13 protein-coding genes are annotated in these 13,354 nt (G+C 60.2%); 9 read left to right on the plus strand and 4 right to left on the minus strand.

From position 1 onward, the window contains the following. Window position 1 precedes the first annotated feature (1 nt). From AC1DVF_RS22105 to AC1DVF_RS22135, 7 genes are all read left to right on the plus strand, one after another. Window positions 2-1,126 (plus strand): mannuronate-specific alginate lyase, encoded by a 1,125-nt coding sequence (locus tag AC1DVF_RS22105; protein ID WP_093436266.1) that lies wholly within the window; start codon window positions 2-4, stop codon window positions 1,124-1,126. 382 nt (window positions 1,127-1,508) lie between these two features. Next, window positions 1,509-3,074 carry an MBOAT family O-acyltransferase gene (locus AC1DVF_RS22110; protein ID WP_093436261.1) on the plus strand — a complete coding sequence of 522 codons (1,566 nt, stop codon included), beginning with the start codon at window positions 1,509-1,511 and terminating at the stop codon, window positions 3,072-3,074. Between the two features lie 10 nt (window positions 3,075-3,084). Next, a complete protein-coding gene (locus AC1DVF_RS22115; protein WP_186624995.1) occupies window positions 3,085-4,260 on the plus strand; it encodes an alginate O-acetyltransferase in 1,176 nt (391 codons plus the stop codon). Window positions 4,261-4,274: 14 nt separating this feature from the next. After that, window positions 4,275-4,931, plus strand: a complete 657-nt coding sequence (locus tag AC1DVF_RS22120; protein ID WP_007914291.1) for an alginate O-acetyltransferase AlgF — start codon at window positions 4,275-4,277, stop codon at window positions 4,929-4,931. Between the two features lie 214 nt (window positions 4,932-5,145). Beyond that, a complete protein-coding gene (locus tag AC1DVF_RS22125; RefSeq protein ID WP_007914094.1) occupies window positions 5,146-6,597 on the plus strand; it encodes a mannose-1-phosphate guanylyltransferase/mannose-6-phosphate isomerase in 1,452 nt (483 codons plus the stop codon). Window positions 6,598-6,864: 267 nt separating this feature from the next. Then, a complete protein-coding gene (locus tag AC1DVF_RS22130; protein WP_122609540.1) occupies window positions 6,865-7,329 on the plus strand; it encodes a multidrug transporter in 465 nt (154 codons plus the stop codon). Window positions 7,330-7,364: 35 nt separating this feature from the next. Further along, window positions 7,365-8,189 carry an SDR family oxidoreductase gene (locus tag AC1DVF_RS22135; protein WP_414926646.1) on the plus strand — a complete coding sequence of 275 codons (825 nt, stop codon included), beginning with the start codon at window positions 7,365-7,367 and terminating at the stop codon, window positions 8,187-8,189. Window positions 8,190-8,298: 109 nt separating this feature from the next. Here the strand turns inward: AC1DVF_RS22135 and AC1DVF_RS22140 are convergent, their stop codons facing one another. Continuing rightward, window positions 8,299-9,180: a LysR family transcriptional regulator gene (locus tag AC1DVF_RS22140; protein ID WP_477783136.1), complete on the minus strand. Its 882-nt coding sequence runs from the start codon at window positions 9,178-9,180 to the stop codon at window positions 8,299-8,301. Window positions 9,181-9,289: 109 nt separating this feature from the next. Between AC1DVF_RS22140 and AC1DVF_RS22145 the strand changes: the two genes are divergently transcribed. After that, window positions 9,290-10,660 (plus strand): MFS transporter, encoded by a 1,371-nt coding sequence (locus tag AC1DVF_RS22145; protein WP_477783137.1) that lies wholly within the window; start codon window positions 9,290-9,292, stop codon window positions 10,658-10,660. Beyond that, entirely contained in the window at window positions 10,657-11,055 is a 399-nt protein-coding gene (locus AC1DVF_RS22150) for a DUF4440 domain-containing protein (RefSeq protein WP_477783138.1), read from the plus strand. Before AC1DVF_RS22145 ends, AC1DVF_RS22150 begins: the two co-directional genes overlap by 4 nt. A gap of 129 nt (window positions 11,056-11,184) precedes the next feature. Here AC1DVF_RS22150 and AC1DVF_RS22155 read toward each other — a convergent pair whose 3' ends face one another. The 3 genes from AC1DVF_RS22155 to AC1DVF_RS22165 form a co-directional block, all read right to left on the minus strand. Next, window positions 11,185-12,051 carry an efflux RND transporter periplasmic adaptor subunit gene (locus AC1DVF_RS22155; protein ID WP_038357606.1) on the minus strand — a complete coding sequence of 289 codons (867 nt, stop codon included), beginning with the start codon at window positions 12,049-12,051 and terminating at the stop codon, window positions 11,185-11,187. Window positions 12,052-12,061: 10 nt separating this feature from the next. Continuing rightward, entirely contained in the window at window positions 12,062-12,262 is a 201-nt protein-coding gene (locus tag AC1DVF_RS22160; RefSeq protein WP_477783139.1) for a DUF1656 domain-containing protein, read from the minus strand. Then, the coding region (locus AC1DVF_RS22165; RefSeq protein ID WP_477783140.1) for an FUSC family protein at window positions 12,252-13,354 on the minus strand (1,103 nt) is incomplete at its 5' end. The genes AC1DVF_RS22165 and AC1DVF_RS22160, both read right to left, overlap by 11 nt.

Raw genomic sequence — 13,354 nt, forward strand, 5'->3', positions numbered from 1 at the left:
TATGCGAAACTCGAAACTGAAAACTCTTTTAGCGCCGACGCTGCTCGGGCTGGCAATCTTCGCCGGCACCGCGCAGGCCGCCGCGCCACTGCGTCCACCTCAGGGCTATTTTGCGCCTGTGGATAAATTCAAGACCGGTGACAAAAGCGAAGGCTGCGATGCGATGCCGACGCCGTACACCGGGCCGCTGCAATTTCGCAGCAAATACGAAGGTTCGGACAAGGCCCGCGCAACGCTGAACGTGCAGTCGGAAAAAGCCTTTCGCGACACCACCAAAGACATCACCACGCTGGAACGCGGCACCGCCAAACGGGTGATGCAGTTCATGCGCGACGGTCGCCCGGAGCAACTCGATTGCACGCTGAATTGGCTGACCGCGTGGGCCAAGGCCGATGCGTTGATGTCGAAAGACTTCAACCACACCGGCAAGTCGATGCGCAAATGGGCGTTGGGCAGCATGGCCTCTTCGTACATTCGTCTGAAGTTCTCCGACTCGCACCCGCTGGCGCAGCATCAGCAGGAGGCGCAGTTGATCGAGGCGTGGTTCAGCAAAATGGCCGATCAGGTCGTCAGCGACTGGGACAACCTGCCGCTGGAAAAAACCAACAACCACTCGTACTGGGCCGCCTGGTCGGTGATGGCGACTTCGGTCGCGACCAACCGCCGCGACCTGTTTGACTGGGCAGTGAAGGAATACAAGGTTGGCGTCAATCAAGTCGATGCCGACGGCTTCCTGCCGAACGAACTCAAGCGTCAGCAACGCGCTCTCGCCTATCACAACTACGCCCTGCCGCCGCTGGCGATGATCGCCAGTTTCGCCCAGGTCAACGGTGTCGATCTGCGTCAGGAAAACAACGGCGCGCTGAAACGTCTCGGTGATCGAGTGTTGTCGGGGGTGAAAGACCCGGATGAGTTCGAGAAGAAGAACGGCAAAGAGCAGGACATGACCGATCTGAAAGAGGACATGAAATTCGCCTGGCTCGAACCGTTTTGCACGCTCTACACCTGTGCGCCGGATGTGATCGAGAAGAAGCACGGCATGCAGCCGTTCAAGACTTTCCGCCTGGGTGGGGATCTGACCAAGGTCTACGACCCGTCGCATGAGAAGGGCAACAAAGGCTCATAAAGCAAAAGCCCCTCACCCTAACCCTCTCCCAAAGGGAGAGGGGACTGACCGAGGTGGCTGTGCGAGTTACGCCGAAATGAAATACCGAGTCGGTCTCAGGTGTTGAAAAACAACCGAGATCAGGCGGCACAGAAATACCGAGTTGATCTCAGGTGTTGAAAAACAATCGAGATCAGGCTGCACAGAAATACCGAGTCGATCTCCATTTTTGAAAACCATGGAGATCAGGCTCCCTCTCCCTCCGGGAGAGGGCGGGGGGTGAGGGCAAGTTTTCAAGGCCCGGCACAACCCTGACAGAAACACCGTTTCACCCCTCCACGACCACGGGGGGTTTGGGGGGGCTTTGGCCCTTGACTGTTGGTTCAAACATGGAGAGATCGGGATGGTATTTTCATCCAACGTGTTCCTGTTTCTGTTCTTGCCGATCTTTCTCGGCTTGTACTACTTAAGCGGGCAACGCTATCGCAACCTGCTGCTGCTGATCGCCAGCTACGTGTTCTACGCCTGGTGGCGTGTGGACTTCCTCGCGCTGTTCGCAGCTGTCACGCTGTGGAACTACTGGATCGGCCTTAAAGTCGGTGCCGCCGGTGTGCGGACCAAACCGGCGCAGCGCTGGCTGTTGCTTGGCGTCGCGGTTGACCTGTGCATCCTCGGCTACTTCAAGTACGCCAACTTCGGTGTCGACAGCATCAACGCGATGATGACCTCGGTCGGTCTTGAGCCGTTCATCCTCACCCACGTGCTGTTGCCGATCGGTATCTCGTTCTACATCTTCGAGTCGATCAGCTACATCATCGACGTGTATCGCGGCGACACCCCGGCCACGCGCAACCTGATCGACTTCGCCGCGTTCGTAGCGATCTTCCCGCACTTGATCGCCGGCCCGGTGTTGCGTTTCCGCGACCTCGCCGACCAGTTCAACAACCGCACGCACACCCTCGACAAGTTCTCCGAGGGCTGCACGCGGTTCATGCAGGGTTTCATCAAGAAGGTCTTCATCGCTGACACCCTCGCGGTGGTCGCTGACCATTGCTTCGCCCTGCAAAACCCGACCACCGGCGATGCCTGGCTTGGCGCGCTGGCGTACACCGCGCAGCTGTATTTCGACTTCTCCGGCTACAGCGATATGGCGATTGGTCTGGGCCTGATGATGGGTTTCCGTTTCATGGAAAACTTCAAGCAGCCGTACATCAGTCAGTCGATCACCGAGTTCTGGCGCCGCTGGCACATCAGCCTGTCGACCTGGCTGCGTGACTATCTGTACATCACCCTCGGCGGTAACCGTAAAGGCACGCTGATGACCTATCGCAACCTGTTCCTGACCATGCTCCTCGGTGGTCTGTGGCACGGCGCGAACATCACTTACATCGTCTGGGGCGCGTGGCACGGCATGTGGCTGGCGATTGAAAAAGCGCTGGGCCTGAACACCTCGCCGCGCAGCCTCAACCCGATCCGCTGGGCGCTGACTTTCCTGCTGGTGGTCATGGGCTGGGTGATTTTCCGTGCCGAGAACCTGCACGTTGCCGGGCGCATGTACGGCGCGATGTTCAGCTTTGGCGACTGGTCGCTGTCGGAACTCAATCAGGCCAGCCTCACCGGCCTGCAAGTGGCGACATTGGTTGTTGCGTACGTGACGCTGGCGTTCTTCGGTCTGCGCGATTTGTACACCAATCAGCCGCCAGCCAAGACCAAGCCTGAAGTCAACGTCGAGGCCAACGGCCCTGCCACCGCGACCCCGGGAATGATCAAAGCCGCACCCGGCGAAAACCCGGCGAGCATCCATGAACCTGGCTACACCGTCGGCGTCGAAGCCCAGGTGCAGCCGGCTTACTGGACGGCGGACTGGTCCCGTTACGTGATGCGCGGTCTGATCCTGCTGCTGTTCATCGCCTCGATTCTCAAACTCTCGGCGCAAAGCTTCTCGCCGTTCCTTTACTTCCAGTTCTGAGGGATCTGACATGACCCGCTCATTACGCATCTTCTACATTGCCCTGTTCCTGGTGACCCTGTTGGTCCTTGGTTTGTGGTCGGTTCGCAGCTTCTTCGGTTTCAGCACCAATGCCGACGCTACGGTGCTCAACGGTCGCTGGACCAAGGCTGTGGAAACCCACTACGACGATGAATTCCCGATCAAGCGTCTGGGCACCAATCTCTGGGCCGCGCTGGATTTCAAACTGTTCAACGAAGGTCGTCCGGGCGTGGTGCTCGGTCGCGATCAGTGGTTGTACAGCGATGAGGAATTCAACCCGATCGTCAACGAAGAGCTGAACCTGCAAGGCAACTACGCGCTGGTCGAAGGCGTACGCCAGACCCTGAAAGCGAAAGGCGTGAAACTGGTGATGGCGATCGTGCCGGCCAAGGTTCGTCTGTACCCGGAGCATCTGGGTGAAGTGAAACCGGCGAGCATCCACGAAAACCTCTATCAGGATTTCCACCAACGTGTGGCGGCCGACAAGATCCTCGCCCCGGACCTGCTCAAGCCATTGCAACAGGCCAAGCAGAACGGTCAGCAAGTGTTCCTGCGGACTGACACCCACTGGACGCCGGAAGGCGCCGAGATCGCCGCCAACACCCTGGCGAAAACCATCGCCGACAAGTTCCCGCTCAGCGGCGAGCCGCAGCGCTTCGTCACCACGCCAGCCGAGAAGGTCACGCACAAGGGCGACCTGCGTCTGTTCCTGCCGCTCGATCCGCTGTTCGAAAACCTGATGCCGGCGCAAGAGCCGCTGCAAAAGCGCAATACCGTCGCGGCTGGCGAGCAGCCTGCCGGTGACGACGCGCTGTTCGCCAGCAATGAAGTGCCGGTGGCACTGGTCGGCACCAGCTACAGCGCCAACCCCAACTGGAACTTCGTCGGTGCGCTGAAACAAGCGCTGCACAGCGACGTGGTGAGCTACGCCGAAGACGGCCACGGCCCGATCCTGCCGATGCTCAGCTACCTGAAAAGCGATGACTTCAAGAACAGCCCGCCACAGGTGCTGATCTGGGAGTTTCCTGAACGTTATCTGCCTGTGAACAACGAAATCGGCGACGCCGACCCGCAGTGGGTCGCAGAGCTTAAACAAGCCGGTGCTCGCCAACAAAACGTAGCCATCAACACTAAATCCGAGACGCCCGATCGGGCGCAAAACTGAAAGAGAGGTACACCATGACTTTCACTACTACTCCTCGTCGTCTCGCTAAAAGCTTCGCACTGGTTGCTGGCCTCAGCGTGCTTTCCGTGCCTGCCTTCGCCGGTGGCGACGCCGCGCTGTACGGCCCGACCGCACCGAAAGGCTCGACCTTTGTGCGTGTCTATAACGCCAGCAACGCTGAAGTCAGCGCCACTGTCGGCAGCACCAACCTGAGCGACGTTGCGCCACTGGCCAGCAGTGACTTCAGCTTCATGCCGGGCGGTGATTACAGCGCCAAAGTTGGCAGCCAGACCCTGCCGGTGAAACTCGCCGGTGACCACTACTACACCTTGGTCAACAACGCTTCCGGCGCGCCGCAATTGATTGAAGAGCCGCCGTTCAAGAACAAGCAGAAATCCCTGGTGCGCGTACAGAACCTCAGCGACAAGCCGCTGACCCTGAAGACTGCCGACGGCAAGACCGACGTGGTGCCGAACGTGGCCGCCAAGGGCCGTGGCGAACGTGAAATCAACCCGGTGAAAGTCAGCCTGGCGCTGTACGAAGGTGACAAGAAAGTCGGCGACGTGAAGCCGGTCGCCCTTGAGCGCGGTGAAGCGGCGGTGCTGTACGTCACCGGCAGCGGCAGCAGCCTGTCGCCAGTCTGGGTGAAACGCCCGGTATCGACTCGCTAATCATTTTTCCTGACTGACACATATCCCCTGTGGGAGCGAGCTTGCTCGCGAAAGCGGTCTGACATTCAACAGATGTGTCGACTGATACGCCGCCTTCGCGAGCAAGCTCGCTCCCACAATGAATCGGGTTGTCAGTTCGGGTACGAGACAAAAACAAGAGTGAAACGACACAGCGTTCGTGCCTCTAACCAATCGATTTTATGGAGTAAACAATATGATTCCGGTGATCTTGTCAGGTGGTAGCGGTTCGCGTCTCTGGCCGCTTTCGCGTAAGCAGTTCCCTAAGCAATTCCTCGCCCTGACCGGCGAACACACGCTGTTCCAGCAGACCCTCGAGCGCCTGGTGTTCGAAGGCATGGACACCCCGATCGTGGTCTGCAACAAGGATCACCGCTTCATCGTCAACGAGCAGTTGGCCAATCGCAAACTGGAATGCCAACGCATTCTCATGGAGCCGTTCGGCCGCAACACTGCGCCAGCCGTAGCGCTGACCGCGATGATGCTGGTCAATGAAGGCCGTGACGAACTGATGCTGGTACTGCCGGCCGACCACGTACTGGAAGACCAGAAAGCCCTGCAACGTGCTCTGGCCCTGGCCACCGTCGCTGCCGAAAACGGCGAAATGGTCCTGTTCGGCGTACCGGCGACCAAACCGGAAACCGGTTACGGCTACATCAAATCCACCGGCGATTCGCTGCTGCCAGAAGGCGTCAGCCGCGTTTCGCACTTCGTCGAAAAACCTGACGTGAAACGTGCCACCGAGTACGTCGAATCCGGCGGTTACTACTGGAACAGCGGCATGTTCCTGTTCCGCGCCAGCCGCTTCCTCGAAGAACTGAAAAAGCACGACCCGGACATCTACGACACCTGCCTGCTGACCCTCGAACGCAGCCAGCAGGACGCCGACACCATCACCTTCGACGAAGCCACCTTCGCCTGCTGCCCGGACAACTCCATCGACTACTCCGTCATGGAAAAAACCCAGCGCGCCTGCGTCGTGCCGCTGACCGCTGGCTGGAGCGATGTCGGTTGCTGGTCGTCGCTGTGGGAAGTCAACGAGAAAGACGCCAACGGCAACGTCACCAAAGGCGATGTAGTGATTCAGGACAGCAAGAACTGCATGATCCACGGCAACGGCAAACTGGTGTCGGTGATCGGTCTGGAAAACATCGTCGTGGTCGAGACCAAAGACGCCATGATGATCGCCCACAAAGACAAGGTTCAGGGCGTCAAGCAAATGGTCAACACGCTCAACGAACAGGGCCGCAGCGAAACCCAGAACCACTGCGAGGTGTACCGTCCGTGGGGTTCGTACGACTCGGTGGACATGGGCGGGCGTTTCCAGGTCAAGCACATCTCGGTGAAACCGGGCGCATGCCTGTCGCTGCAGATGCACCACCACCGCGCCGAGCACTGGATCGTGGTCAGCGGCACCGCCGAAGTGACCTGCGATGAAAACGTGTTCCTGCTCTGCGAAAACCAGTCGACCTACATCCCGATCGCCTCGGTGCACCGCCTGCGCAACCCGGGCAAGATCCCGCTTGAAATTATCGAAGTGCAATCGGGTTCGTACCTGGGTGAAGACGATATCGAACGTTTCGAAGATATCTACGGCCGCTCCACCCCGATCGAACGCGGCGTGTCGGTGAAAACCATCGCGCAATAACTGATCGATAAAACAAGAAGCCCCCGTCCAGCCCGCTGCGTCCCCTATCCGCAGCGGGTTGGGCGGGTGCTTTTTTTGTCATGATTTTGTGTCGCCTGAAATGGCCTCTTCGCGAGCAGGCTCGCTCCCACACTTGAAATGCACTCCCCTGTGGGAGCGAGCCTGCTCGCGAAGAGGCCCGGTCAGACACCGCAAGTCCCGATGCCCATCGCCAACCTCACCTACGCTTAGGTAGGATGACCCTCTCTCTTTTCGAGGTTGTGCGACATGTTCATCGGCATTCTGCTGGTCATCACCTGGTTGATCCTGCTGTTGCGCTACCCGGCCAAGGCCCTGCCGGTGTCGGTGGCGGCGGCGATTGGCCTGGGTTTCGTGGCCATGTGGGTGGTGTGGCTGGACAACCGCGAGATCAAGCAACTGGCGCGCCTTGAGATGCGTATTGCCTACGCCCCCGAACAATGCCCGGCCGATCGTCCGCTGCAACTGAAAATGAAGAACGGCAACGACGTGCCCCTGACCGAACTGCGCTGGCGCATCGCTGCCTACGCGCCGGGCGACACGGTCAATCTGGCCGACAACCAATACACCGCGCCACGCTATCGCGGCCCCGGCGAATTGCAGGCCGGTGGCGAATGGGAAGACTGTCTGCCCCTGCCACCGCTGCGCCCCGGATATCGCCCGCAAACCCTGGAGTTTCGCGCCGAGCGTTTGCAGGGCAGTTTCTCCGACTGATCCCCTTCCCCACTCTTTTGCACAAGGAATGCGCCATGCCCGTTGCGTTGATTACCGGTTGTTCCAGCGGCATCGGCCGTGCCCTCGCCGACGCGTTCAAAGCCACCGGTTTCGAGGTCTGGGCCAGTGCGCGCAAGACTGAAGACGTGGCGGTGCTGGCGGCAGCCGGGTTCACCGCCGTGCAACTCGACGTCAATGACAATGCGGCGCTGGAACAACTCGCCGAGCGGATCAACCAGCAACACGGCGGCCTCGATGTGCTGATCAACAACGCCGGCTATGGCGCCATGGGACCGCTGCTCGACGGCGGTGTGGCGGCCATGCAGCGTCAATTCGAAACCAACGTGTTTTCGATTGTCGGCGTCACCCGCGCGCTGTTCCCGGTGCTGCGCCGGGCCAAGGGGCTGGTGGTGAATATCGGCAGCGTTTCAGGGGTTCTGGTCACACCGTTCGCCGGTGCGTACTGCGCCTCGAAAGCGGCAGTGCATGCTTTGAGCGATGCCTTGCGCATGGAACTGGCACCGTTCGGCATTCGCGTCATGGAGGTTCAACCGGGGGCAATCCAGTCGAGTTTTGCCAAGAACGCCGGGCATGAAGCCGAACAGTTGATCAATGAACAATCGCCGTGGTTTCCACTGCGTGAGGGCATTCGCGCGCGGGCCAAGGCGTCGCAGGACAAGCCGACCCCGGCCAGTGAGTTTGCCGCTGAACTGTTGAAGGCTGTGCAGCAGAGCAAACCGCCACGGTTGGTTCGTATTGGTAATGGCAGCCGGGCGTTGCCGTTGTTGGCGGCGTTGTTGCCTAAAGGGTTGCTGGAGTCGACATTGATGAAGCGGTTCGGGTTGCGCGCAAAGCTCTGAGACCGGGTTGACGCTTTCGCGAGCAGGCTCGCACACATTGGATATCTGTCATGCCGAAGGTCCCCTGTGGGAGCGAGCCTGCTCGCGAAGAGGCCAGATCAGCCAACACTCATCCCCAGCCTTTCATGAAATCAATGAACGCCCGCACTTTCAGCGGCAAATGCCGGGTGTCCGGGTACAGCGCATACACCCCCTGCTGCGCAAACCGGTAATCCACCAGCAAACGCTGCAACCGCCCGGCATCGAGATCGTCCTGAATCAACCATTGCGGCAAAATCGCCACACCTTGCCCGGTCAACGCAAACGCCCGCAGCGTCGCCGAGTTGTCGGCGACGATGGCCGTGGTTCCCGGTTTTGGCTGGTAGACATGTTCCTCACCGGCCGGATCGGTCACCGTCAACTCCGGCACTCGCCCATGGCCCAGGGTCGGCATCGACTCCAGCGTGGCCAGCGTGACCACCGGCGCGAAGCGTTCGACCAACCCTGGCGCCGCCACGGCAAATATTTCGAACGTCGACAACTGCACCGCACGCAGATTGGAGTCGTGCATGCGTCCCAGCCGAATCGCCATGTCAAAGCGCTCGGAAATCAGATCGGCATGGGTCGAGGATGTGGACAGATGAATGTTCAGTTGTGGTTGCTGCTGGCGAAACACCTCAAGCGCCGGCACCACCTGAGCCAAGGCAAACTCGACCGTCGTGGTGATACGCAGTGTGCCCTTGAGCTGTGCATGCTCGGAACGCGCCTCTTCGATCGCCAGCCGCGCTTCATCCAATGTGCGCAAACAGCGTCGATAAAAGCGCTCACCGGCATCGGTCAGCGCCAGTTGCCGCGTATTGCGGGTGAGCAAGGTCACGCCCAGTTCTTCCTCCAGGCGCTTGAGGTTGAAACTGACCACGGCGCGCGTTTGCCCCAATGTGTCGGCAGCAGCCGTGAGTGATCCCGCCTCGACCACCGCTTTGAAGGTGTCAAACCGATCCAGACTGACCATATCCAAGGCACTCTTTGTCAAAATGATTTTGACAAACTAGCAGCCAAACCAGCGTTTTCCTATGACCAGAAGCGCCCTACCCTGCACGTCTCATCACAGGGAAGCTGCCATGGCTTATCGCTCGAAAGTCGCGCTGGTGTATTTGTTGGGCTTCGCGCTCGACTTGCTGAACATGTTCGTCGCCAGCATCGCCTACCCCGACATCGCGCAACAATTGCACGCCTCGGTGACGCAACTGGCTTGGATCAGCAACGCCTACATGTTGGGCCTGACGCTGATCATTCCATTGAGCGTGTGGCTGGCGACCCGGGTTGGCGAGCGGCGCTTGATCCTCGCCTCGCTGCTGCTGTTCGGTGTGGGCTCGGCACTGGTGGCGCAGGCGGGATCGATTGAAAGCCTGATTGCCTGGCGACTGCTGCAAGGCCTCGGTGGCGGACTGCTGCTGCCGGTGGGCCAGGCCTTGGCGTATCGACAGTTCCCGGCGACGCAACGCGCGCACTTCACCGGAGTGGTGTTGCTGGTGGCGCTGCTGGTGCCGGCACTGTCGCCGGCGGCCGGTGGACTGATCGTTCAGGCGTTATCCTGGCGCTGGATTTTTTACCTGAATCTGCCGGTGACACTGCTCGCACTTGGGCTTGGCCTGCTCTGGTTGAAAGCCGATCAACCGTTGACTGAACGCCCGACGCTGGACGCGCGCGGCCTGCTGCTGGCAGCCTCGGCGCTAAGTTTACTGTTGATCGCCATCAGTCTGTTGAGCGACGCCGACACCCGTAACCTCGGCATCGTTGCCCTGCTGCTAAGCCTTCTGACCCTGTGCATTTACCTGCGCGATGGCTGGCGCAAACCCGGCGCGATCCTCGATCTGCAACTGATCAAGAACCCGTCGCTGCGTCTGGCGATGCTGATCTACCTGTGCGTGCCGGGAGTGTTCACCGGCACCCACATGATAGCCGTGCTGTACCTGCACAACCTCGGTGTCGGCGCGGCACAAACCGGCGCGCTGATGCTGCCGTGGGCAGTCGGCTCGGGGGTGGCGATCATGCTTGGCAAGCGCAGCTTCAACCGCCTCGGCCCCAAGCCATTGCTCAGCGCCGGCATGCTCGTGCAATGCCTGGGCATCGTTTTGCTGATGCGCAGCGAACAACCCGCCAGCACGCCGCTGATCATTGCCTATGCCCTGATGGGGCTGGGCGGTAGCCTGTGCAGCGTCACCGCGCAGACCTTGGCCTTTGTTGGCATCGCGCCAGAAAAAATGGGCCACTCCAGTGCCCTGTGGAACATCAATCGCCAACTCGGTTTCTGCCTCGCGGCGGCGCTGCTCGGCTCACTGCTGGGCGCCTTGGGCGGTGTTGATTTCCAAGCCTGCTTTATCGCTGCCGCGCTGCTCACGCTGTTGCCGATGGTCGCCGTCCTGCGTTTCGACTCGGCCCACGTGCTCGCGCTATTGAACCCGACTACCCTTGAGGAAAAAACTGCATGAACGACGCCACGCCCTACCTGGACGAAGTGATCCAGGCGCACGAAGCCATCGAACGATGGTTTGCCGTAGAAGAAGATGACGCCGCGCTGCAGCGCTTGCTGGCGCGTTTTTCGCCACGCTTTTCCATGGTGACGCCGTTGGGCCGAGCCCTGGATGTCGATGCCTTGCGCCTGCTGTTCCGAGCCGCAGGCGGACAGAAGAAAGGTTTCAGAATCCAGCTCAGTGAGTTACGTGTGATTGCCTTGCATCAGCGCGGCGCGACCGTGAGTTACCGCGAACAGCAGAGCGATGCGAGCGGTGTGCACACGGATCGGCGTTCGACCGTGGTGTTTGAAAAACTCGAAACCGGGCGGGTGTTGTGGCTGCATTTGCAGGAGACGTTTTGTGCTGATTGAAGATTCGGCATTCTCTGAGACACCGAGCTGCCCTCTTCGCGAGCAAGCTCGCTCCCACAAGGGATCCTGGTTGCGCCGCAGATCCAATGTGGGAGCGAGCTTGCTCGCGAATGGCAGCGACTCGGTTCATCAGTTATCCACAGCGCTCTGATTCACTACCACCGTGCAGGTAATCCCCGCCGCCAGCAGCACACCTTCCGGCACTTCATCAATGTGAATGCGCACCGGCACCCGCTGCGCCAGTCGTACCCAGTTGAACGTCGGGTTTACATCGGCAATCAGCTCGCGGCTTTCCGGGTTGTCGCGGTCATAAATGCCGCGCGAGATGCTCTCCACGTGGCCCTTCAAGACTTCGCCGCTCATCAACTGCATGTCGGCCTTGTCACCGACTTTGACGTGGGGCAGTTTGGTTTCTTCGAAGAAGCCGTAAACCCAGAACGAGTTCATGTCGACCACGGCCATTTTCGCCTCGCCGATGCGCGCGTAATCACCGCGATGCACATTGAGGTTGGTCACATAACCGTCGACCGCCGCGCGTACTTCGGTGCGTTTGAGGTTGAGTTCGGCGGCTTCCAGTTGCGCCTGCGCGTGTTGGTAATCGGCCAGCGCGGCGTCGGCGATGTTGCTGGCGTCGTCGCGGTTTTCCTTGGAGATCACCAGGTTGTCCAGATCGGCGCGGCGATGGGCGTTGACCTTGCGCATCTCCCACGTCGACTTGCGCGAGGCGACCAGCGACTGCGCCTGTTTCACCGCGATGCGGTAGTGCTCGGGGTCGATCTGCATGAGCAGATCGCCCTTCTTCACTAACTGGTTGTCGCGCACCGGCACATCAATCACTTCACCGGTAACGTCGGCGGCGACGTTGATGATGTCGGCGCGCACCCGGCCATCGCGGGTCCACGGCGTGTTCATGTAGTGCTCCCACAGCGTGCGGCCGATCCACAACGCCAGGGCCAGCACCAACAGGGTTGCGAGCAGGCTGAAAAACTTTTTCATCACGATGTTCTCAACGGTAGACAGTCAGCGCCATGGCGCCGAACAGACAGGTAAACAGACTCAGACGCAGCAGCGCCGGGTGCCAGAAAAAACGGTACAGATCGAACCCGGACAAGAAGCGGTCCACCGCCCAGGCCAGTGCCGCAGCGATGAAAAATATCAAGGTCATGGTCGGCATGTACACGCCGTGGAAGGCGATTTCACGAGGCATGGGCAAGTCCTTCGGGCTTGGCGATGGCGTAGGCAGCGAGTGGAGATTGCGGGTCGAGCAGCGAAGTGCGGATGAAGTGCAGATAGCTCTTCACCCGACGCAATGCTGAGGTATCGAAGTGCGGCGCGAATGGCTCATCGGTCGCCGCCACGCGACTGATCGCATGATCGACAGCGACCAGTGCGCGTTCGAGATTGCTGGCGTTCGGTTGCAGAAACAGCCGCACCAGCGCGCGACCCATTACGCGGATCGCCTGGCGCCACGGTTGCGATTCGGCATAGGCCGGGTGCACCGGCAAAATCGCCTGCTCCTTGCGCAGCTCGATGATCGCGTGGCCGACTTCCAGGACCACGAACATCCAGCGCAGCAGGTTCTTCTGCACCTTCGGCTGCCCGGCCGCGAGACCGTAAGCCTGATGCAGCAAATCACGGGTGCGACTCTCGAAACTCGACGCCAGGCCTTTGAGCTTGCCGCTGATCGCGTAAACCACTTGGCCACGCAGATCCTGCTCCAGACGCCTCCACAACCAGCGGCTGTTCGGCGGCAGGATAATCGCCCCCGCCGCCGCGCAGACCAGCATGCCCATGACCATGGCGATGTAGTCGTTGATGAAGGTGTACGGGTTGTAGATGGTCAGGTTGTCCGGCACCGAACCGGTGCTGAAGAAGATCAGCAAACCTAGGCCGACACCGGCGTATTGCGGCCGCGACGTGAGGAACGAACCAAGCACGATCACCGGCGCGAGCATCACGCACAGCAGCGGGAAACCATCGATCCACGGGAAGATGAAAAACATCTCGACGAAGCCGATCAGCGCGCCGAGAAACGTGCCGCAGGCCATTTGAAATGCCATACGTTTGGGGTTCGGCGTAGCGGCGGAGAGGCCCACGGTAGCGGCGGCAATCAGCGTCATCGTCGCGCCGCTTGGCCATGCGGTGGCGACCCAGTAACTGCCGAGCACAACCAGAATGAACGAGGCGCGAATGCCCGACGCAGCGGCTGCCCACCAGTTGGTTTGTGGGGTGAACGGCTCGTCCCAGCGCTCTCGTTCGTGGCGGTGATCGGCCAGGGATGCGTGGGTCTGTGCATAAC

The sequence above is a fragment of the Pseudomonas sp. P4_D7 genome (assembly GCF_056401755.1).

What these genes read in the sequence shown, in the direction of transcription:
- AC1DVF_RS22105 (WP_093436266.1), top strand. Translation starts at nt 2, where the DNA reads ATGCGAAACTCGAAACTGAAAACTCTTTTAGCGCCGACGCTGCTCGGG.
- AC1DVF_RS22150 (WP_477783138.1), top strand. Translation starts at nt 10,657, where the DNA reads ATGAACGACGCCACGCCCTACCTGGACGAAGTGATCCAGGCGCACGAA.
- AC1DVF_RS22160 (WP_477783139.1), bottom strand. Translation starts at nt 12,262, where the DNA reads ATGCCTCGTGAAATCGCCTTCCACGGCGTGTACATGCCGACCATGACC.
- AC1DVF_RS22125 (WP_007914094.1), top strand. Translation starts at nt 5,146, where the DNA reads ATGATTCCGGTGATCTTGTCAGGTGGTAGCGGTTCGCGTCTCTGGCCG.
- AC1DVF_RS22155 (WP_038357606.1), bottom strand. Translation starts at nt 12,051, where the DNA reads ATGAAAAAGTTTTTCAGCCTGCTCGCAACCCTGTTGGTGCTGGCCCTG.
- AC1DVF_RS22110 (WP_093436261.1), top strand. Translation starts at nt 1,509, where the DNA reads ATGGTATTTTCATCCAACGTGTTCCTGTTTCTGTTCTTGCCGATCTTT.
- AC1DVF_RS22135 (WP_414926646.1), top strand. Translation starts at nt 7,365, where the DNA reads ATGCCCGTTGCGTTGATTACCGGTTGTTCCAGCGGCATCGGCCGTGCC.
- AC1DVF_RS22130 (WP_122609540.1), top strand. Translation starts at nt 6,865, where the DNA reads ATGTTCATCGGCATTCTGCTGGTCATCACCTGGTTGATCCTGCTGTTG.
- AC1DVF_RS22120 (WP_007914291.1), top strand. Translation starts at nt 4,275, where the DNA reads ATGACTTTCACTACTACTCCTCGTCGTCTCGCTAAAAGCTTCGCACTG.
- AC1DVF_RS22140 (WP_477783136.1), bottom strand. Translation starts at nt 9,180, where the DNA reads ATGGTCAGTCTGGATCGGTTTGACACCTTCAAAGCGGTGGTCGAGGCG.
- AC1DVF_RS22115 (WP_186624995.1), top strand. Translation starts at nt 3,085, where the DNA reads ATGACCCGCTCATTACGCATCTTCTACATTGCCCTGTTCCTGGTGACC.
- AC1DVF_RS22145 (WP_477783137.1), top strand. Translation starts at nt 9,290, where the DNA reads ATGGCTTATCGCTCGAAAGTCGCGCTGGTGTATTTGTTGGGCTTCGCG.